The following is a 19,164-nucleotide window of genomic DNA, read 5'->3' as shown; positions in this document are numbered from 1 at the left end:
AACCTCCGTCGGATCGGCGGGGCTGCCGTCCGCGCAATGTCACCCCCACCAAGATGGAGAAGGTGGCGAAATTTCAACCCGATATGGTTAAAATACGGTTTGCGGTAACATCTGTTGCAAATTTATCCCAGTTGACGCAACGAGCTTCCCGCCTGGGCCAACGCCGCGCTCGGCACGAACACATAGCCATCCGGCCCGACAATATAGCACTCCCGCAGGCCGTGCGGCTTGTCGATCGCCCCCGCGAGCACGACATGGCCGTGATCCCGCGCCCTGGTCTCGACCGCATCGGGGTCGGCGCCATGGAGGCGCAGCTCCAGACCTGCTCCCCGCGTCTCGACCCCGGCGATGACGCCGGTCATCGGATTGTCGAGATAGCTGTGATCGGCATGCAGCATGAACAACGACCCCAGCAATTCGAGCGCGGCGAAATCCTCGTCGGCATAGATGATTCGCGCGCCGAGGACGTCGCGGCAGAAGGCTTCCATCGCAGGCATGTCAGTGACCAGTAGATTGACGCCGATGCCGCGCGGCAGCGAACGGCCGAAATCATCGGCCTCCATCCACGGTGCCTTCGTCCGCTTCATCGCCATGGTTCCATCCTCCCGATTGCGTGTACCCTAGTCGAGGCCATCGCCCTGCCCTTGGCATTCCGCCGCCAAATGCTTGCGCCAGCCGCCGCAGAGCCTATGTCTGGGAAACGAAACCAGCCGGAGCCGAAGAATTGGCCGCGAGAAAGAGAGCCGCTAACCGTTACTACAGCGGCCCTCCGAGCGACCATTTCGACGGCACGCTGTTCTTCAATCCCGACGGCAAACCGCCCGGCCGCTTCCTCGACCTGCTGAAATGGCAACTCAACGGCGAACGCTCGAAATGGCCGCCAGCCAGCCCGAGCCCGTTTCCGAGGGCAAAGCCGGTCCCGCGCATCGATGGTAGGGCGCTCCAGGTAACGATGGTCGGCCATTCGACACTGCTGATCCAGACGGCGGGCCTCAACATCCTCACCGACCCGGTCTGGTCCGAGCGCGCATCGCCGTTTTCCTTTGCCGGTCCCAAACGGTTCAACCCACCGGGTATCGCCTTCGAGAGCCTGCCGCCGATCGATCTCGTTCTGGTCAGCCACAATCATTACGATCATCTCGATCTCGCAACGCTGAAACGGCTGAAAGCAATGCACGACCCGCTTGTGGTGACCCCGCTCGGCAACGACACCATCATCGGGAGCGCCGTGCCCGGCATGCGGCTTTCCACGCATGACTGGGGCGGGAAAGTCGGCGTTGGACATGGCGTCGTCATTCATCTCGAGCCGGCCCACCACTGGTCGGCCCGGGGCGGGCGCGACAGGCGCATGGCCCTATGGGCGAGTTTCGTTCTGGAGACCCACGCTGGAAACATCTATTTCGCCGGCGACACCGGCTTTCATGACGGCATCAACTACCGGCTGATGGCGCAAAAGCACGGCGGCTTCCGCTTCGCCATCCTGCCGATCGGCGCCTACGAGCCGCGCTGGTTCATGGAGCCGCAACACCAGAACCCGCAGGAGGCCGTGCAAGGCATGAAACTGTGCAACGCGGCCTACGCCGCGGGCTGCCACTGGGGCACGTTCCAGCTCACCGACGAGCCCATCGACGAGCCGCCCGAGAAACTGAACCTGGCGCTCGACGACAACGGCATCCCGCGAGAACGCTTTCGCGCCTTGCGTCCGGGCGAAGTCTGGACCATCCCGGAGATCGAGCGGCGCTGAGCATTCGGCCGTTTACGCCGCCACGATTTTCGCCGATGGTCCGCGAAGCAGCAAAGGGGAATGCGGATGAAGTCGATCCTGGCGGTTCTGGTGGCGCTTTTGATCTCGGCACCGGCAGCCATGGCCGGCGACATCAGCGACCGCGCCACGGAGGCCGAAAAGCTGCTGCGATCCGGCGATGCCGCCGGTGCGCTGGAGAAATTCCGCGGCGCCGAGGACGCCCTGTGGCAGGCCATGCCGCTCGCCGTTCTCAACGTCAAGCAAGTCGATTCGGCCACCGGCTTCGGCATCTACAGCGAACGCGCCAATCATGTTTACAAGCCGGGCGAGAAGATCTTCCTGTACATGGAGCCGGCTGGGTATGGCTACGGCTCGGACGGGCTCGGCAACAGCCAGATCGCGCTTTCCGTCGACCTCACCTTGCTCTCGGACTCAGGCGAGAAGCTCGGCACTTTCGAGAAGATCGGCAGCGTCAAGGTCGCCTCCCGTTCGCACAACCGCGAACTGTTCTTCAAGCTTGACCTCTCCCTCGACGGCCTGCCGCCCGGCAAATACCGGTGCGACTTCGTCATGCATGACGACAATTCCAGCAAGACGGCACCCTTCATCACCGATATCGAGATCGCCGGCTAGAGGACTTCCTGGGGAACGGGTCCCCTCGTCGATGTTGAAGAAGCAGCCCGCCGAGACGCGGGGATTGGTCATCGCTGCCAGACGGAACCCAGGCGCCACATCAGCGTTTCAGTGCGGTTCCAGATATCTCTTGCGAGGCATTTCCATGATCAAGTGGATCATCATTCTTCTCATTGTCGCCGCCGCCGCCAGCCTGCTCGGCATGCCGGCGCTTGCCGGAGCCGCAGCCACCGGCGCGCGTGTCCTGATCGGCATCGTCCTGGTCATCTTCCTGCTCGTGGTGCTCGGCATCTTCGCGGTGACGTGAAAACGCTGCACACTGGTAATTCGCGCCCGTTTCCGCCATATAGCGCCAAACGGACACGGAATTTTCGGAGCGATGGCAAGCACTGCCCCTTTCGCCAAGATGAACGGTATCGGCAACGAGATCATCGTTGCCGATATGCGCGGTCGTGCCGATCGCGTGACGCCCGAGGCCGCCATTGCGCTCAATGCCGATCCCGCGACCAGGTTCGACCAGATCATGGCCATCCATGATGCCAGGGCACATGGCACCGACTTCTTCATCAACATCCTTAATTCCGATGGCTCGCGCGCGCAGGCGTGCGGCAATGGCATGCGTTGCGTGGTCCAGGCGCTCGCCGCCGACACCGGCCGCAAGACATTCACCTTCGAGACCGTGGCCGGCATACTCAACGCCCGGGAGCATGCCGACGGGCTGATATCCGTCGACATGGGAACGCCGCGCTTTGGCTGGCAGGACATCCCGCTGGCCGAGGAATTTCGCGACACCCGCATGATCGAGCTTCAGATCGGGCCGATCGACGCGCCCGTGCTGCATTCGCCATCGGTCGTCTCGATGGGCAATCCGCATGCCATCTTCTGGGTCGATCGCGATGTCTGGTCCTACGAACTCGACCGTTTCGGACCGCTGCTCGAGAACCATCCGATTTTCCCGGAGCGCGCCAACATCACCATCGCGCAGGTGACGTCGCCGGAGACCATGATCATCCGCACCTGGGAGCGCGGCGCCGGCCTGACGAAGGCTTGTGGTTCCGCCGCTTGCGCATCGGTCGTCGCCGCCGCCCGCACCAGGCGGACCGGACGCAGCGTCACCTTGAGGACGCCCGGCGGCGGTTCGCTGCATGTCGAGTGGCGCGAAGACGACCACGTCATCCTGACCGGCGCGGCCGAGTGGGAGTTTTCAGGCAGCTTCGATCCGTCGACCGGAGTTTGGGCCCGCGACACCGAAAGCGCCGCTTGATGTCCGCTCTCCCCAAGAGCCCCGTTTCCGAGGCCCCCCCTTCAAAGGGTATCGACGTGGTGACGTTTGGCTGCCGGCTGAACACCTATGAATCCGAGGTGATGCGTCGCGAGGCCGAAAGTGCGGGCCTTGGCGCGCTGGCCGGCGGCGCAGTGATCTTCAACACCTGTGCCGTCACCGGCGAGGCCGTGCGCCAGGCCAAGCAGGCGATCCGCAAGGCGCGTCGAGACAATCCGCAAGCCCGCATCATTGTCACCGGCTGCGCGGCGCAGACCGCGCCGCAGGATTTCACGGCCATGGACGAGGTTGACCTCGTCCTCGGCAATGAGGAAAAGCTGAAGGCCAATTCCTATCGCGCGCTGCCGGATTTCGGCGTCAACGACACCGAGAAGGCGCGCGTCAACGACATCTTTTCCGTGCGCGAGACGGCCGGCCACATGGTCGACGCGATCGAAGGCCGGGCGCGCGCCTTCGTCCAGGTGCAGAATGGCTGCGACCACCGCTGCACCTTCTGCATAATTCCCTATGGGCGCGGCAATTCCCGCTCGGTGCCAATGGGCGCCGTGGTCGAGCAGGTGAAACGGCTTGCCGGCAACGGCTATGCCGAAATCGTGCTGACCGGCGTCGACATGACCAGTTTCGGCGCCGACCTGCCGGGCGCGCCGAAACTCGGCAAGCTCGTGAAGACAATCCTCAAGCAGGTGCCCGATGTAAAGCGCTTGCGCCTGTCCTCCATCGATTCGATCGAGGCCGATGACGATCTGCTCGACGCCATCGCCACCGAGCCCCGGCTGATGCCGCATCTGCATCTGTCGCTGCAGTCGGGCGACGACATGATCCTCAAGCGCATGAAGCGCCGGCATTTGCGCGACCAGTCGATCCGCTTCTGCGAGGATGTGCGCAAATTGCGTCCCGGCATCGTCTTCGGCGCCGACATCATCGCCGGCTTCCCGACCGAGACCGACGCCATGTTCGAGAACTCGGAGAAAATCGTCGAGGAGTGTGGGCTGACCCATCTCCATGTCTTCCCGTTCAGCCCGCGCGAGGGCACGCCCGCCGCGCGCATGCCGCAGGTCCGCCGCGAGGTGGTCAAGCAACGCGCCGCCCGGCTGCGCGCGGCCGGTGAGGCCGCCTATCGCCGGCATCTCGCCGCGCTTGCCGGAACCCGCCAGTCGATCCTGATCGAGCGTGACGGCCTTGGCCGCACCGAGGGATTCACGCTTGCGGCGCTCGGCATAGGTGCGCCGGGCGAGATATTCGAAGCGGATATTACTGGCCACGATGGCGCCCGACTGATCGCAGCGCCGCTTGCCGCGCGCGCCGCCTGAGAACGCAAAAAGCATGGCTGGTTTTTTCAAGAAGATATTTTCGTTCGGCAAGAAAGAGGTTGTCGAGGAGCGGATCGACGAGACCGCGCCACTGCCGCCGATCAAATGGGAAGCGCTGGATGCCTTGAAGCCGGCGGCTGAACAGGTCGTTCCGGAATTCTTGAAGCGCGACGAGCCGCTGCCCGAGGCGGACGTTTCGACGACAGCTCCGACCGAGCCACCAACGGCACCGGAACCGGCGCCTATCGAGGAACCAGCACCTGAGCCCACTCCAATCGCCCCACCGGAGCCGGAACCTTTGGTTCCGTCCGAGCCGGAGGTCCAGCCCGAGCCTGCCCCGATCGAGGAACCGCGGCCGGTCGAGCCCGCGCCAAAGCCGCTGATTCCAGAAATACCCGTCGAACAGCCCAAGCCCCAGGAAAAGCCCGAGCGGCCGGTCGTGCCGGAGCGCATTCCCGAGCCTGCGCCACGCGAAATTCCTGCACCCCAACAGCCGGAAATCATACCGGACGAACCGGACTCCCAGCCGGCGGCTACGCCAATCGAAGTGCCGGCGCCGGTCGAGGCACCATCCGCAACCCCGACTGCAAAGCTTCCCTCGGACGTCGGTGCCGCCCCTCATCCGCATGCCGGAACCTTCTCCCCGTATAGGGACGGGGAGAAGGGCGCTGATCGTAACGCCGGCGCCCCTCTTTCTGACGTAGAAGAAAAAGTCTCGACGCTGACGCCCCCCTCTCCCCGTCCTTCACGGGGAGAGGGTAAGGGTGAGGGGCAGCGCGGGTTTGCGCAAGATTTGGCATCCCCCGTTGAAACTGCGCCAGCGATTGCGGCGCCCGAGGCGCCGCCAGCGGAAATCGCGCCTCCCATTCGCCAACCAGCGCCGGTTGAAGCACAGCCCATCATTGCCGAGATGGCACCGGAGCCGCAGCCGGTTACACCACCGGCCCCGCAACCTTTGCCCGAGTCGAAACCCGCCCCCGGCAAGGTGACAGTCACCAAGAAAGTCGAGCAGAAGGCCGAACCGCTGAAGGCGCCGGAGCCGGCGCCAAGACGCTCCTGGTTCCAGCGCATGCGGGACGGGCTTGCCCGCTCGTCGCGCGAGCTCACCGGAAACATCGCCGGCGTCTTCACCAAGCGCAAGCTGGACGAGGAGACGCTGCAAGACCTCGAAGATGTGCTGATCCGCGCCGATCTCGGCATGGAAACCGCGCTTCGCATTACCGATGCGCTGGCCTCCAGCCGCTACGGCAAGGACGTCTCCGACACCGACGTGCGCACCGTCATGGCCGCCGAGGTGGAAAAGGTGCTGACACATGTCGCCCGGCCGCTGGAGCTCGACCTCAACCACAAGCCGCATGTCATCCTCGTCGTCGGCGTCAACGGTACGGGCAAGACCACGACCATCGGCAAGCTGGCGGCGAAACTCACGGATGGCGGCCTGTCTGTGATGCTGGCGGCGGGCGATACGTTCCGTGCCGCCGCGATCGAACAGTTGAAGATCTGGGGCGAGCGGACGAAGTCGCCGGTCGTCTCGTCCAAGCTTGGCGCCGACGCCGCCGGTCTCGCCTATGATGCTTTCGAGAAGGCCAGGCAGGCCGGCTCCGACGTGCTGATCATCGATACCGCCGGCCGGCTGCAAAACAAGGTCGAGCTGATGGCCGAGCTCGAGAAGATCGTCCGCGTGCTGGGCAAGCTCGATCCGGAAGCGCCGCACACCGTGCTGCAGACGGTCGACGCCACCACGGGCCAGAACGCGCTCAACCAGGTCGAGATCTTCCGCAACATTGCCGGCGTCAACGGCCTGGTGATGACCAAGCTGGACGGCACGGCGCGCGGCGGTATCCTGGTGGCGATCGCGGCAAGGCACAAATTGCCGGTTTATTTCATCGGCGTCGGCGAACAGGTCGACGACCTCGAACCTTTCTCGGCAAGCGAATTCGCCCGGGCGATCGCTGGAGTGGCCTAACAACAAGCATATCCCGAAAAGTTGCAGGCTTTTTGGATCGGATCATGCGCAAGGAAGAACTTTCATGAACCCGCCCATCCTCGAACGCGACCCTTCCGACCCGCGGAAGCAAAAGAAGGAAGGCCTCAACCCGGTGCTCAAGCTCGTGCTGGAGCTCGGCCCGCTGATGGTCTTCTTCTTCGCCAATGCGCGCGGCGAATGGCTGCTGCAGAAGTTTCCCGCTCTCGCCGAACTCGGCGGCCCGATCTTCGTCGCCACCGGACTGTTCATGGCCGCCACCGCGATCGCGCTGATCGCCTCCTGGCTGCTGACCCACACGCTGCCGATCATGCCGATGGTGTCGGGCGTGGTTGTCCTGATCTTCGGCGCGCTGACGCTTTATCTGCAGGACGATATCTTCATCAAGATGAAGCCGACGATCGTCAACACGCTGTTTGGCGGCGTGTTGCTTGGCGGCCTGTTCTTCGGCAAATCGCTGCTTGGCTATGTCTTCGATTCGGCCTTCAGCCTCGATGCTGAAGGTTGGAAGAAACTGACGTTCCGCTGGGGGCTGTTTTTTCTATTCCTGGCTATTGTCAACGAAGTGGTGTGGCGCAATTTTTCCACCGATGCCTGGGTTACCTTCAAGGTCTGGGGGATCATGCCGATCACGCTTCTGTTCACCTTCAGCCAGATGCCGCTGATCCTGCGTCATTCGCTGGACGACAAGAACGGGGAGAAGGCCGGCAAGCAATAGAGCCGGCAGGCAAGAGGAGAGGGCCATGGAATTCGTCGCCACGCGCGAGGATCTGAGGACGATCTACAAGACGCCCCGGCCAACCGATGGCTCGATCCGCAAGGAACTGAAGGCGCTCGACGGCCATTGCCGCTCCTTCATCGGCAAGAGCCCGTTCGTGCTGATCGGTTCATCCGACGGCGCCGGCAATGCCGACGTGACGCCAAGGGGCGATCGGCCCGGTTTCGCCGCCATTCTCGACGACCGGACCATCGCCATTCCCGACCGGCCCGGCAACAACCGGCTGGATACGCTCGAGAACATCATCGCCAACCCTTCGGTCGGACTGCTCTTCCTTATTCCCGGCATGAACGAGACGCTGCGCGTCAATGGCGATGCCCGCATCACCATCGATTCAGCCTTGCGCGAAAGGCTTGCCGTCGACGGCAGGGAGCCGCAAAGCGTGATCGTGGTCACGGTCAAGGCCACCTACATGCATTGCGCCAAGGCCTTCATGCGCTCCGACCTTTGGAAGCCGGAAAGCTGGTACGACCGCGCGACGCTGCCCACGCTGGGTCAGATCCTGCGCGACCAGCTGGCGCTGTCGGATTCCGCCGAGGTCACCGATCGGTGGCTCGACGACGAATACAAGCAGACCATGTGGTAGGTTTTTGCCGACGCGATTCGTCAGAACTGGCTCCATATCTTGCTGAACATCCTCGCCATCTCCGGCAGCCTGCGGGCGGCCTCCACCAATTCGGCCCTGGTCGCGGCCCTGGCACGCAACGCGCCACCCGGCTGCCGCGTCACCATCTATGGCGGGCTCGGCCGCCTGCCGATCTTCAATCCCGACGACGAGGGCGAGCGGACACCGCGCGAAGCGTCCGAGCTGATCGACGCCGTCACAAGCGCCGATGGCGTCATCGTCTCATGCCCGGAATATGCGCATGGCGTGCCAGGTGGACTGAAGAACGCGCTCGACTGGCTGGTGTCGCGAGACGCCGCCATCGACAAGCCGGCCATGCTGGCGCACGCCTCGCCACGCTCGCTGTTTGCCCGCGCGGCGCTGGCCGAGGTCATGCGGACCATGTCGTTCGCGCTCCATGAAGGCGCGGCGCTGGAGATTGGGCTGTTGGGGAAGAAGCCGGTCGAGATGGAATTGATCCTGGTGGAGGAAGCGAACCAGCGCGCGATGCGGGAAGCCGTGCAGGGCTTCGTGGGCTTTATACGCGCAAACGCAGCTTCGACATCCTAGGGCGGAGCAAGGAGCGAAGCGACGCGGCGCAGACCCTAGGATCCATGCCGTGACGCTAAAACGTTGCAACGGTTACAGATTCTGCTCCACTGTGCTTGACGTTCGAGGTCGCGGCATGGATCCTCGGGTCAAACCCGAGGATGACGAAGGAAAGGGGGCGGCCGCACTGGAACGTCGCAGCCGCCCTACCGCTTCCGCAGCGTCTCCACATCGGTCTTGCCGACGAACCAGTCGCGCGCGTTGACCTCCTCGAAGACCACCCAGACGTCGTCATTGCCAAGTCCGGTGGCGTCCATGATGGCCGCCGTGACTTTCCTGGCGATGTCAGCCTTCTTGCCTGCGGGATCGGCGGCGATCACTTCCTTGACGATGCGGATATTGACGAAAGGCATGACTCTCTCCCTTTGAATTTTGCCGGCTGCCACCTGGATGCTGCTTCGAAATTCGTCCTGTCACGCGGCTAGGCGGGACAGGGAACCGTGGCGCGGCGGGCGCCACGGGCATGCGTATAAACGCCATCAAAAGCCGCCACAGAAGAGTGCCCAGCGGCCTCAATAGGTCTTGGCCCCGTTCACCATCAGGCGGACGCTGTAGAGCGACGTCGTGCCGGCGATATACAGGCAATTCATCTTGCTGCCGCCGAACACGCAATTGGCGGTGACCTCCGGCACCTTGACCTTGCCGATCAGCGTTCCGTCCGGATCGTAGCAATGGATGCCGTCGGCGGCACTTGTCCAGATGCGCCCCTGGTCATCCAGCCGGAAACCGTCGAACAGGCCGGCGGTGCAGTCAGCGAACACCTTGCCGCCCGAAACCTTCTTGCCGTGCTTGCCGACATTGAACACCCGCATATGCGCCGGATTGTCGGCGCCATGCGTGCGGCCGGTATCGACGACATAGAGCAGGCTCTCGTCCAGCGAGAAGGCGAGCCCGTTCGGCCTGACCATGTCGGTGATGACGGCTTCGATCTCACCCGTGCCGGGATCGATCCGGTAGACATGGCAAGCGCCGATTTCGCTCTCGGCCTTGTCCCCCTCATAATCGCTGTCGATGCCATAGCTTGGATCGGTGAACCAGATGGACCCGTCGGACTTCACCACGGCGTCGTTGGGCGAGTTCAGCCGTTTGCCCTTCCATTTGTCGGCGATGGTGGTGATGGACCCGTCATGCTCGGTGCGGCTGACGCGTCGGCCCGAATGCTCGCATGTGACCAACCGGCCCTGCCGGTCGACGGTGTTGCCGTTGGAATTGCCGGACGGCTGGCGGAACACGCTGACACTGCCGTCGGTCTCGTCATAGCGAAGCATGCGGTTGTTGGGAATGTCGGACCAGACCACATAACGGCCCGCCGCGAACCAAGCCGGACCTTCCGCCCACCGGCATCCGGTGAAGAGTTTTTCCACCTGCGCGGTTCCGTTGAACAGCCGCGCGAAGCGCGGGTCGAGAACTTCATAATAGTCTGCGGCCGCCATGCTTTTCCTCCCCGGCATCACGTGACGTCAGATCAAGCCAGCCAGCGATGGATATGGCAAGACAGGTATCCGCAATTTGTAAGACAAAACGGAAGGGAAGGGCGCGGCGGTGCGGCTGGCGCCGGTGATTAGGGCGCCGTTAACCCGCTATGCGCCCAGCGCAATGGTGCATTGCAACATCTTCTTTTTGCAACGCACCATTCCTATGTCATGCTGCGTATCGATCAAGGGAGGAACAACGGCCGCGAAAATGCGGTGCAATAAAGGGAACACACCCATGATCTTCAACGACCTGATGAACCGCGCTCGCACCAGCATCGCCAAGCGCAAGCACTACAACCGCCTCGTCGCCGAAATCGACAGCTTCTCCAGCCGCGATCTTGCCGACATGCGCGCCGACCGCAGCGAGATGCTGTACCAGATCCACAAGCAGATCTACGGCTGAGTATTCGGTCTACCTGTTACGTTCGTCATCCTTGGGCGTAGCTCCGCGAAGCGGAGCGAAGACCCAAGGATCCATGCCGTGATTTGCGAGCGCGGCGGCGGTGCAGAACTTGTTTTGCGACGATCCGTGATTTCGCGCTAACAACCGCGCGTTTCGGACTCCGGCATTTCTTGGCAAATGTCACGGCATGGATCCTAGGGTCTGCGCCGCGTCGCTTCGCTCCTTGCTTCGCCCTAGGATGACGAAGGCGAGAGGGTACTATCAGTTCGGCGCTGCAAGAGCCTTGTCGATCTGCGGCAACAGCAGCGTCTGCGCCGTCTCCGGCGTCAGCGGGCCGACATGCTTGTAGGCGATCTTGCCGTCCTTGCCGATGACGAAGGTTTCCGGCACGCCGTAGACGCCCCAGTCGATCGCCGTACGGCCGGCTTCGTCGACGCCGACGGCCTGGAACGGATTGCCGAGGTCGCCGAGGAAGCGGCGGGCGTTTTCCGGCCGGTCCTTGTAATTCAGCGCCGCCATGACGAAGCGCTTGTCCCGCGACAACGCCAGAAGCACGGGATGTTCTTCCCGGCATGGCGCGCACCAGGACGCGAAGACGTTGACCAGCGTCACCCGCCCCGCGAACTTGCTGGAATCGAGCCCCGGCAGATTGCTGCCTTCGAGCGGCGGCAGGTTTGTCCGTGGCGCCGGCAGGCCGATCAGCGCAGACGGCACTTCCGAAATGTCGCGGCCGGACAGCAACTGCGACAGAAACAGCCCGGCCAATCCAAGGAAAACCAGCAGCGGCAACAGCACGATCAGGCGTCGCCCACGCGCCGGCGTTTCCGTTTCCATGCTCATGATTTGACCGCCCCGGCCTTGTCGGAACGCCGCCGGATGCCGGCTGCTTCGAGTTCGGCGAGTTCGCGCTTGCGCGCCCGCTGGTCGATGAGGATCCAGCCGATCAGCCCAGCCAGGACCACGGCCGTGATGCCGTAGGCGGCGGTGACGTAAAGGGCGTGCGCGCTCATGCGGTCCGCTCCGCCAGGACTTTCAGCCCGATCATGCCGTTTCGTTCGATCATGCCTTCCCTTAGCCTCGCATTTTCGGCTTCGCAATCAGGCGCTGCGCCGCATGCCATGTCGTGGCCAGCAGGCGGCCTCAATCGCTTCCATGCCGCAGTGCCAGTGCGGCCGACACCGGCCCCAGCACGGCAAGAAACAGTGTCAGCGCGGCGAGAATGAGGAAGGGCTGCAGGAATGGATCGGGGTTGGCCGTCGCCCCGTAGCTCGCCGAGACCCCGAAGATCAGCACCGGAATGGTCAGCGGCAGCACCAGCACCGAGATCAGCAGCCCGCCGCGCGGCAACGCGACCGCGACCGCGGCGCCGGCAGCCCCGATAAAGGTAATGGCCGGCGTGCCGACCAGCAGCGTCAGCGCCGTCGCGCCTATTGCCACCGGCTCCATGTTCATGAACAGGCCTAGCAAGGGAGCCGCGGCCACCAGCGGCAACACGCTGCCCGCCCAGTGCGAAAGGCATTTCACCAGCACCGTCAGGGCCAGCATGTGCCGGTCATTGCCAAGAACCAGAAGATCGAGCGAACCGTCCTCGCGGTCGGCCTGGAACAGGCGGTCGAGGCCGAGCAGGCAAGAAAGCAGCGCCCCGATCCACAGGATCGCCGGGCCGATGCGGGCGAGCAGCTTCAGGTCGGGCCCGACACCGAACGGAATGGTGGCGATGACGGCAAGGAAGAAGATGACGCCCGTCAGCGCGCCGCCGCCGGCACGGATGTTGAGGCGGATGTCGCGTACGAAGAGCGACCACATTATAATTGGGTCCTGTGTTGAGGAAGGCGCTCTGCCGCGCCCCCCTCTGTCCTGCCGGACATCTCCCCCATCTTCAATTCCTGTGCCCTATCCAATCCCAGCGGCAGATGCGTCGCCGCGACGACGATCCCGCCCTCGCCGCGGTGCCTCGTCATCAGCCCCGCGAACCGCTCCTCCGAGGCCTTGTCCAGCCCGGCGGTCGGCTCATCGAGCAGCCACACCGGCCGGCGGCTGACCAAGAGTTTCGCGATGGCCGCTCGGCGCCGCTGCCCGGTCGAGAGATAACCGAACGGCAGATGGCCGATGCCGCCGATTCCAACCGTTTCGAGCGCCTCTTCGACGCCCAGAAAGCCCTCGCCCGAAAAATCGCGCCAGAACCGCAGGTTCTCCGCCACGCTCAATGCCGTCTTCATCGCGTTCTGATGACCGAGATAATGGCAGGCTGATGCGACCGAGGGGAATTCCTCACCGCCGCCTTCGAAGAATGCGCGACCTTCCGCCGCTGGCAGCAGCCCGGCGATGATTCGCAGCAGCGTCGACTTTCCCGAACCATTCGGCCCGGTGACGATAAGCGCCTGGCCGCGCTCCAGCGCAAACCCAATGCCGGAAAATACGGTCTCGCCGCCGCGCTCGCCGCCCAGATTTTCGGCGATCAGCCGCATCCCTGCCCGTCCCCAAAACGAAGCGGCACGGTCGCTGCCGCATCGCACAAATTTGCTTTCCAACTGTCTAGAACTATTCCAGGAAATTCTCTATATGCGGGTCATCCGTGCCAGCGGTCGGCGCGGGAACAGAATTAGCGCCGAACCAGCGCACGCGCCGCCTTGAACGGCTCGGGTTGCTTGGGAACGGACAGCGGAAATGGCCGTACCCGCACCTTTGCGCGTGATTGCATGCCATCGGCGTCCGTTCCCTTTCAGGCTGAACAGACAGGACGGATCGCACGTGTCAAAATCCCTCGACAGTTTCAATTGCCGCCGCACGCTCACCGCTGGTGGCACCGAGTATGGCTATTTCGACCTCATCGAGGCCGAGAAGAACGGCCTCACCGGCATCTCGCAGCTGCCCTATTCGATGAAGGTGCTGCTGGAAAACCTTCTGCGCAACGAGGACGGCCGTTCCGTCACCAAGGAATCGATCCAGGCGGTTGCCGGCTGGCTGACCGACAAGGGCACCGCCGGCGTCGAGATCGCCTACCGCCCGGCCCGCGTCCTGATGCAGGATTTCACTGGTGTCCCCGCCGTGGTTGATCTGGCCGCCATGCGCGACGCCATGGCTTCGCTCGGCGGCGACCCCCAGAAGATCAACCCGCTCGTCCCCGTCGACCTGGTCATCGACCATTCTGTCATCGTCGACGAGTTCGGCACGCCGATGGCCTTTGCCCGCAATGTCGAGCTCGAATACGAGCGCAACGAGGAACGCTACAAGTTCCTGAAATGGGGCCAGCAGGCGTTCCGCAACTTCCGCGTCGTGCCGCCCGGCACCGGCATCTGCCACCAAGTCAACCTCGAATATCTCGGCCAGGTCGTCTGGACCAACACCGAGGACGGCGAAACCACCGCCTATCCGGACACCTGCGTCGGCACCGATTCGCACACCACCATGATCAACGGCCTTGGCGTTCTGGGCTGGGGCGTCGGCGGCATCGAGGCCGAGGCCGCCATGCTCGGTCAGCCCGTGTCCATGCTGCTGCCCGAAGTCATCGGCTTCCGCCTGACGGGCAAGCTGAAGGAAGGCGTCACCGCCACAGACCTCGTGCTCACCGTCACGCAGATGCTGCGCAAGAAGGGCGTCGTCGGCAAATTCGTCGAGTTCTTTGGCCCTGGCCTGTCCAACATGACGCTGGCCGACCGCGCCACCATCGGCAACATGGCGCCCGAATATGGCGCCACCTGCGGCTTCTTCCCGGTCGACTCGGAAACCATCCGCTACCTGACCATGTCCGGTCGCGAGGAAAGCCGCATCGCACTGGTCGAGGCCTATTCCAAGGCTCAAGGCATGTGGCGCGAGGCAGGCTCCGCCGACCCGGTCTTCACCGATCTGCTCGAACTCGAGCTGGGCAGCGTCGTGCCGTCGATGGCAGGTCCCAAGCGTCCCGAGGGCCGCGTCGCGCTCGAAGGTATTCCGGCCGGCTTCGCCAAGGCGATGGAAACCGAATACAAGAAGGCGGCGGAAATCTCGAAGCGCTACGCCGTCGAAGGCACCGACCACGATCTCGGCCATGGCGACGTCGTCATCGCCGCCATCACCTCCTGCACAAACACGTCAAACCCCAGCGTGCTGATCGGCGCCGGCCTGCTTGCCCGCAACGCCAACCGCCTCGGCCTGAAGCAGAAGCCTTGGGTGAAAACCTCGCTGGCCCCCGGCAGCCAGGTCGTCGCCGAGTATCTTGAGAAATCCGGCCTGCAGAAGGAGCTCGACCAGATCGGCTTCAACCTGGTTGGCTTCGGTTGCACCACCTGCATCGGCAATTCCGGTCCGCTGCCGGCGCCGATCTCCAAGACCATCAACGACAAAGGCTTGATTGCTGCCGCGGTCTTGTCCGGCAACCGCAACTTCGAAGGCCGCGTTTCGCCCGACGTGCAGGCGAACTATCTGGCATCACCGCCGCTGGTCGTCGCGCATGCGCTGGCTGGAACCGTGACCAAGGACCTCACCACCGAGCCGCTCGGCGAGGACAAGAACGGCAACCCGGTGTACCTCAAGGATATCTGGCCGAGCTCGGCAGAGATCCAGGAGTTCATCGAGAAGAACGTCACCCGCGAGCTGTTCGCCCGCAAGTACGCCGACGTCTTCAAGGGCGACGAGCATTGGCAGAAGGTCCAGGCGCCGGAAGGCCAGACCTATGCCTGGGACGACAATTCGACCTATGTGCAGAACCCGCCCTATTTCGCCGGCATGACCACCGGTTTCGGCAAGATCGGCGACATCAAGGGTGCTCGCGTGCTCGGCCTGTTCGGTGACAAGATCACCACCGACCACATCTCGCCGGCGGGCTCGATCAAGGCGGCCTCGCCGGCAGGCAAGTACCTCACCGAACACGGCGTCGGCGTTGCCGACTTCAACCAGTACGGCACGCGGCGCGGCAATCACGAGGTGATGATGCGCGGTACCTTCGCCAACATCCGCATCCGCAACCACATGCTGGGCGAGAATGGCCGCGAGGGCGGCTACACCATCCACTACCCGTCGAAGGAAGAGGAATCGATCTACGACGCGGCCATGGAGTACAAGAAGGAAGGTGTGCCGCTGGTGATCTTCGCGGGCGTCGAATACGGCAACGGCTCGTCGCGCGACTGGGCGGCCAAGGGCACGAATCTTCTCGGTGTCCGCGCGGTCATCGCCCAATCCTTCGAGCGCATCCATCGCTCGAACCTGGTCGGCATGGGCGTGATCCCCTTCGTCTTCGAGGAAGGCACCTCGTGGGCCTCGCTGAACCTCAAGGGAGATGAACTGGTCGAGATCGACGGGCTGAGCACCATCAAGCCGCGCCAGACGATGACCGCCAGGATCACCTATGGCGACGGCACGGTGAAGAACGTGCCGATCATCTGCCGCATCGATACGCTGGATGAGCTCGACTACTTCAAGAACGGCGGCATCCTGCAATACGTGCTGCGCGACCTGGCCGCGTAAAGGCAGCAAGACGGCAACCAACAACAAGCCGCCGGAGCCAAAACTCTGGCGGTTTTTTTATGCCGGTCACGGGATGGTAAGTGCTGGCAGCGGACAGGCCGGCGTGCGGCCCGCATGAGCCAGACATCCGCCCGGATGTTGCTGCGATCACGCCTTGCTGAAGATCGTCGAATTGTGGAATCGTCGCCGCCGGCACCGGCGAGGATGTCGAGGCATGGGCTTCCACTCCGCGCCTCCACTGACAATAAAAGTCAGCTTCACCAATGCATTAACTGGCCGCGACCGCAATTGCGGCCGGGGCGGCCTCGCGCTAGAGACCGACTGCAACCAGAAGATATTTGCCGCATGCCGATCGCGGTCCGAATTGATTTTGAACCGGGAATGCACATCTCTCTCATTGTTTTTCGTGGACTAGCCGTGGCACAAAAATTTCACCGCAACGTGACTTCCCGTTGACTGTTGCTTCTGCCACATATTTCGCCAATCAGAACAAGGCCGGCGCCACCGGCGGGAATCGGAACGGTCATGGCATTTCGAAGACTATTGCGGCTAGCGGCCTTTGCGCTGGCGGTCTCGGTGTTTGCCGGATCGGCGTTTGCCGGCCAGGGTGACCGGCCCGGCAGAGCGCAGGGTGACAGACAGCAGGCCAGCACCCTTCCGCTCGACAAGCCACAGGCCGACAAGCCCTTGGGTGTGGTTGAGTTGTTCACCAGCCAGGGCTGCAGCTCCTGTCCGCCGGCCGACGAATTCTTCGCCGAGCTGGCCGCCAAGGAAGACATTGTCGCACTCGCCTACCACGTCGAGTACTGGGACTATCTTGGCTGGCAGGACACGTTGAGCCGCAAGGAAAATACCGAGCGGCAGTATGACTACATGCGCGCCTTCGGCAGCCGCTCCGTCTACACGCCCCAGGCCGTCATCAACGGCCGCGTCCATGTCAACGGTTCCAGCCGCAGCGAGGTCAACGGATCGCTCAACCGCCTGGAGAAGGCCGGCGAGGGCATGCGGGTCAGCGTCAAGGTCACCCGCACGAGCGATCGTGTGATGATCGACACCGGCGATGCGGGGGCGGGCCCCAGCGACGCCCATGTGATTATCGTCTATTTCGACCCTCCGCAGACGATCAAGATCGGCAAGGGCGAGAATGTCGGCCGCAAGATGACGTACTGGAATTCGGTCACAAGCATCCAGACCGCCGGAATGTGGCATGGCAAGGCGCAGCGCTACGAACTGCCAATGACCGAGATCTTAAAGAAGGGCGGCTGCGCGGTGCTGCTGCAATCTGTCGGCAAGGACGGCCTGCCTGGCCCCATACTGGGCGCGGCTTTTATCCATAAGCCATAGGTCCAACACACGCGGACATCCCGCAAATGGCGGCAGGTCATCGGCGGCCCGGACACGCTGGGCGACAATGCTTGGTGTGGACCGGTCCAAGTCCAGGCCAGGAAAAGCACCGCCCTCGACTTCAACGGAACGGAAGCAGACATGAAAAGACCGACGTCAGCTTGCTTCTGACGCCGGTCATTTAAGTTTTGGGATCGTCGCTCTCGATTTTTCCAAGGGAGAAACCGAGGTTGGTTCGATCCGACGCAGACCCGTGGGCGGGGGGCTTGGGGTTTACGAGCCGGTGCCGGACCGAACCGTCTCAGGCAACGCCGGTAAATTCGTCGGACATTGGGGCATGAGCGCGGATAAAAAAAGGCAGAAATGTGGCGAAGCATCACCAATTCCAACAGGGCGCGTTACAAAAGTGACTGGACGCTCCGGAAACCGCGCCCCACCGCCTCGCCTCGTCGGGTCTTGCAATTGCAGCGCGAAGGGGCCAACTTTGGTTGGCAAAGATTCATTTTGAGGGATCGAGGCATGACTGATGACAGCGGCGGGACGGGGGATGGGGACGCATCCGCAATACTGATCCCGCTCTACGAGGCACGACGAGAGCGCCTCGACCAGCCGGTACGGTTCGACCGGCGCGAACTCGATCAGATCCTGAGGCTGTACGGGCGCATGGTGGCCGCCAATGAGTGGCGCGACTACGCTATCGACCACCTGACCGACCGCGCCGTCTTTTCCGTGTTCCGCCGCGCCAGCGAAGTGCCGCTGTTCCAGATCGTCAAGGACCCGAAACTCGCCCGCAAGCAGGGCGCATTCGCCGTGATTGCCGCTGGCGGCCGCATCCTCAAGCGAGGGCAGGAGCTTGGCCGCGTACTTGGTGTCTTCGACGGCAAGCTGAAGCTGGTGCAGGCCTGAAGCACGATCCCGAGAAATTGGCGCCGGTTTTCGATCCGCAACTGCGCGGAAAATCCGCCCCTTACTGTTTCTGGCGGAATTTGCGCTCCGGCAGCGAGTCCGGATCCGGCGCGGCCAGCGTTCCGCCGTTCATTGCCAGTTGCATGAACACCGTGTCCAGCCAGCGCCCATGCTTGTAGCCGGAGCCCTCCAGCCGCCCCGAATGGCGAAAGCCGAGCTTTTCATGCAGGCGCACCGAAGCGCTGTCCGGGTGGCCGTCACCGATCACCGCGACGATCTGGCGAAACCCAGCCGCCCGCACCGCCTCGATCAGATGCCGCATCAGCGCCAGACCGACTCCCTGGCCCTTGGCCCCTGGTGAGACATAGACCGAATCCTCGACGATGAAGCGGTAGGCCGGACGCGGCCGGAAAGGCCCGGCATAGGCATAGCCCAGCACGGCGTCGCCATTTTCCGCCACCAGATAGGGAAAGCCGCCAGCCATCAAGCCATCGAACCGCGCGCCCATTTCGGATCTGGTGGGCGGCTCGAGTTCGTAGCTCGCCGTGCCGTGGATCACGGCATCAGCATAGATCTCGGTTATGGCACCGAGGTCGGCGGATGTCGCCGGCCGTATCGAAACACTGCTCATTCTTTATGCAAGCCTTTCG

The 19,164-nt window shown here is 63.3% G+C and carries 21 protein-coding genes; 13 read left to right on the top strand and 8 right to left on the bottom strand.

Translation table 11 applies throughout. The features are described from left to right. Positions 1 to 122: 122 nt before the first annotated feature. Entirely contained in the window at positions 123 to 593 is a 471-nt protein-coding gene (locus tag ACO07C_RS18275) for a VOC family protein (protein WP_421915554.1), read from the bottom strand. 131 nt (positions 594 to 724) lie between these two features. Between ACO07C_RS18275 and ACO07C_RS18270 the strand changes: the two genes are divergently transcribed. From ACO07C_RS18270 to ACO07C_RS18230, 9 genes are all read left to right on the top strand, one after another. Next, entirely contained in the window at positions 725 to 1,744 is a 1,020-nt protein-coding gene (locus ACO07C_RS18270; protein WP_421915553.1) for an MBL fold metallo-hydrolase, read from the top strand. A gap of 66 nt (positions 1,745 to 1,810) precedes the next feature. Then, entirely contained in the window at positions 1,811 to 2,377 is a 567-nt protein-coding gene (locus tag ACO07C_RS18265) for a hypothetical protein (protein WP_421915551.1), read from the top strand. A gap of 145 nt (positions 2,378 to 2,522) precedes the next feature. Further along, positions 2,523 to 2,684, top strand: coding sequence for a DUF1328 family protein (locus ACO07C_RS18260; protein ID WP_027059387.1), 162 nt, complete (start codon positions 2,523 to 2,525; stop codon positions 2,682 to 2,684). A gap of 72 nt (positions 2,685 to 2,756) precedes the next feature. Further along, complete coding sequence (dapF, locus tag ACO07C_RS18255) at positions 2,757 to 3,641, top strand: diaminopimelate epimerase (RefSeq protein WP_421915549.1); 885 nt, start codon at positions 2,757 to 2,759, stop codon at positions 3,639 to 3,641. After that, positions 3,641 to 4,969: a tRNA (N(6)-L-threonylcarbamoyladenosine(37)-C(2))-methylthiotransferase MtaB gene (gene mtaB / locus ACO07C_RS18250; RefSeq protein WP_421915548.1), complete on the top strand. Its 1,329-nt coding sequence runs from the start codon at positions 3,641 to 3,643 to the stop codon at positions 4,967 to 4,969. Before dapF ends, mtaB begins: the two co-directional genes overlap by 1 nt. Positions 4,970 to 5,408: 439 nt before the next feature. Further along, positions 5,409 to 6,935, top strand: coding sequence for a signal recognition particle-docking protein FtsY (ftsY, locus tag ACO07C_RS18245; protein ID WP_421917561.1), 1,527 nt, complete (start codon positions 5,409 to 5,411; stop codon positions 6,933 to 6,935). 64 nt (positions 6,936 to 6,999) lie between these two features. Then, positions 7,000 to 7,671, top strand: coding sequence for a septation protein A (locus ACO07C_RS18240; protein WP_421915547.1), 672 nt, complete (start codon positions 7,000 to 7,002; stop codon positions 7,669 to 7,671). A gap of 25 nt (positions 7,672 to 7,696) precedes the next feature. Then, the gene (locus tag ACO07C_RS18235; RefSeq protein ID WP_421915546.1) at positions 7,697 to 8,317 is read left to right on the top strand and encodes a pyridoxamine 5'-phosphate oxidase family protein; all 621 of its coding nucleotides are present in this window, start codon (positions 7,697 to 7,699) and stop codon (positions 8,315 to 8,317) included. Positions 8,318 to 8,356: 39 nt separating this feature from the next. Then, entirely contained in the window at positions 8,357 to 8,905 is a 549-nt protein-coding gene (locus ACO07C_RS18230; protein WP_421915545.1) for an NADPH-dependent FMN reductase, read from the top strand. A gap of 185 nt (positions 8,906 to 9,090) precedes the next feature. Here ACO07C_RS18230 and ACO07C_RS18225 read toward each other — a convergent pair whose 3' ends face one another. Together ACO07C_RS18225 and ACO07C_RS18220 are read right to left on the bottom strand one after the other, a co-directional pair. Further along, entirely contained in the window at positions 9,091 to 9,297 is a 207-nt protein-coding gene (locus tag ACO07C_RS18225) for a tautomerase family protein (RefSeq protein ID WP_421915544.1), read from the bottom strand. 159 nt (positions 9,298 to 9,456) lie between these two features. Then, positions 9,457 to 10,377 (bottom strand): SMP-30/gluconolactonase/LRE family protein, encoded by a 921-nt coding sequence (locus ACO07C_RS18220; protein ID WP_421915543.1) that lies wholly within the window; start codon positions 10,375 to 10,377, stop codon positions 9,457 to 9,459. A gap of 277 nt (positions 10,378 to 10,654) precedes the next feature. Between ACO07C_RS18220 and ACO07C_RS18215 the strand changes: the two genes are divergently transcribed. Then, positions 10,655 to 10,822 carry a hypothetical protein gene (locus ACO07C_RS18215; protein WP_137930382.1) on the top strand — a complete coding sequence of 56 codons (168 nt, stop codon included), beginning with the start codon at positions 10,655 to 10,657 and terminating at the stop codon, positions 10,820 to 10,822. 261 nt (positions 10,823 to 11,083) lie between these two features. Here the strand turns inward: ACO07C_RS18215 and ACO07C_RS18210 are convergent, their stop codons facing one another. The 4 genes from ACO07C_RS18210 to ccmA all read right to left on the bottom strand — a co-directional run bounded on the left by ACO07C_RS18210 (position 11,084) and on the right by ccmA (position 13,290). After that, positions 11,084 to 11,662, bottom strand: a complete 579-nt coding sequence (locus ACO07C_RS18210) for a DsbE family thiol:disulfide interchange protein (protein ID WP_421915542.1) — start codon at positions 11,660 to 11,662, stop codon at positions 11,084 to 11,086. Continuing rightward, a complete protein-coding gene (gene ccmD, locus ACO07C_RS18205; RefSeq protein WP_421915541.1) occupies positions 11,659 to 11,832 on the bottom strand; it encodes a heme exporter protein CcmD in 174 nt (57 codons plus the stop codon). The genes ACO07C_RS18210 and ccmD overlap by 4 nt, the downstream gene beginning before the upstream one ends. Positions 11,833 to 11,962: 130 nt before the next feature. Next, positions 11,963 to 12,628 carry a heme exporter protein CcmB gene (ccmB, locus tag ACO07C_RS18200; protein WP_421915540.1) on the bottom strand — a complete coding sequence of 222 codons (666 nt, stop codon included), beginning with the start codon at positions 12,626 to 12,628 and terminating at the stop codon, positions 11,963 to 11,965. Continuing rightward, a complete protein-coding gene (gene ccmA, locus ACO07C_RS18195; protein WP_421915539.1) occupies positions 12,628 to 13,290 on the bottom strand; it encodes a heme ABC exporter ATP-binding protein CcmA in 663 nt (220 codons plus the stop codon). Before ccmA ends, ccmB begins: the two co-directional genes overlap by 1 nt. 283 nt (positions 13,291 to 13,573) lie before the next feature. Between ccmA and acnA the strand changes: the two genes are divergently transcribed. The 3 genes from acnA (at position 13,574) to ACO07C_RS18180 (ending at position 18,514) form a co-directional block, all read left to right on the top strand. Continuing rightward, on the top strand, positions 13,574 to 16,264 hold the full coding sequence (acnA, locus tag ACO07C_RS18190) for an aconitate hydratase AcnA (RefSeq protein ID WP_421915538.1): 2,691 nt from the start codon (positions 13,574 to 13,576) through the stop codon (positions 16,262 to 16,264). A gap of 525 nt (positions 16,265 to 16,789) precedes the next feature. Then, positions 16,790 to 17,608: a DUF1223 domain-containing protein gene (locus ACO07C_RS18185; RefSeq protein ID WP_421915537.1), complete on the top strand. Its 819-nt coding sequence runs from the start codon at positions 16,790 to 16,792 to the stop codon at positions 17,606 to 17,608. A 519-nt stretch (positions 17,609 to 18,127) separates the two neighbouring features. Next, complete coding sequence (locus tag ACO07C_RS18180) at positions 18,128 to 18,514, top strand: DUF2794 domain-containing protein (protein ID WP_421915536.1); 387 nt, start codon at positions 18,128 to 18,130, stop codon at positions 18,512 to 18,514. A gap of 61 nt (positions 18,515 to 18,575) precedes the next feature. Here the strand turns inward: ACO07C_RS18180 and ACO07C_RS18175 are convergent, their stop codons facing one another. After that, a complete protein-coding gene (locus tag ACO07C_RS18175; RefSeq protein ID WP_421915534.1) occupies positions 18,576 to 19,145 on the bottom strand; it encodes a GNAT family N-acetyltransferase in 570 nt (189 codons plus the stop codon). Positions 19,146 to 19,164 lie beyond the last annotated feature (19 nt).

Origin of the sequence: Mesorhizobium sp. (assembly GCF_965229135.1) — a bacterium.
GTDB lineage: Bacteria > Pseudomonadota > Alphaproteobacteria > Rhizobiales > Rhizobiaceae > Mesorhizobium.
Note: the sequence above shows the minus strand (reverse complement) of the source record. Positions and strands in the feature narration are given on the sequence as shown.

Coding starts and splice junctions, on each gene's coding strand:
- ACO07C_RS18215 (WP_137930382.1), top strand. CDS start 10,655: ATGATCTTCAACGACCTGATGAACCGCGCTCGCACCAGCATCGCCAAG.
- dapF (WP_421915549.1), top strand. CDS start 2,757: ATGGCAAGCACTGCCCCTTTCGCCAAGATGAACGGTATCGGCAACGAG.
- ACO07C_RS18185 (WP_421915537.1), top strand. CDS start 16,790: ATGGCATTTCGAAGACTATTGCGGCTAGCGGCCTTTGCGCTGGCGGTC.
- ACO07C_RS18260 (WP_027059387.1), top strand. CDS start 2,523: ATGATCAAGTGGATCATCATTCTTCTCATTGTCGCCGCCGCCGCCAGC.
- ccmB (WP_421915540.1), bottom strand. CDS start 12,628: ATGTGGTCGCTCTTCGTACGCGACATCCGCCTCAACATCCGTGCCGGC.
- ACO07C_RS18225 (WP_421915544.1), bottom strand. CDS start 9,297: ATGCCTTTCGTCAATATCCGCATCGTCAAGGAAGTGATCGCCGCCGAT.
- ACO07C_RS18240 (WP_421915547.1), top strand. CDS start 7,000: ATGAACCCGCCCATCCTCGAACGCGACCCTTCCGACCCGCGGAAGCAA.
- ACO07C_RS18210 (WP_421915542.1), bottom strand. CDS start 11,662: ATGAGCATGGAAACGGAAACGCCGGCGCGTGGGCGACGCCTGATCGTG.
- mtaB (WP_421915548.1), top strand. CDS start 3,641: ATGTCCGCTCTCCCCAAGAGCCCCGTTTCCGAGGCCCCCCCTTCAAAG.
- ACO07C_RS18180 (WP_421915536.1), top strand. CDS start 18,128: ATGACTGATGACAGCGGCGGGACGGGGGATGGGGACGCATCCGCAATA.
- ACO07C_RS18235 (WP_421915546.1), top strand. CDS start 7,697: ATGGAATTCGTCGCCACGCGCGAGGATCTGAGGACGATCTACAAGACG.
- ccmD (WP_421915541.1), bottom strand. CDS start 11,832: ATGAGCGCGCACGCCCTTTACGTCACCGCCGCCTACGGCATCACGGCC.
- ACO07C_RS18220 (WP_421915543.1), bottom strand. CDS start 10,377: ATGGCGGCCGCAGACTATTATGAAGTTCTCGACCCGCGCTTCGCGCGG.
- ccmA (WP_421915539.1), bottom strand. CDS start 13,290: ATGCGGCTGATCGCCGAAAATCTGGGCGGCGAGCGCGGCGGCGAGACC.
- ACO07C_RS18175 (WP_421915534.1), bottom strand. CDS start 19,145: ATGAGCAGTGTTTCGATACGGCCGGCGACATCCGCCGACCTCGGTGCC.
- ACO07C_RS18275 (WP_421915554.1), bottom strand. CDS start 593: ATGGCGATGAAGCGGACGAAGGCACCGTGGATGGAGGCCGATGATTTC.
- ACO07C_RS18265 (WP_421915551.1), top strand. CDS start 1,811: ATGAAGTCGATCCTGGCGGTTCTGGTGGCGCTTTTGATCTCGGCACCG.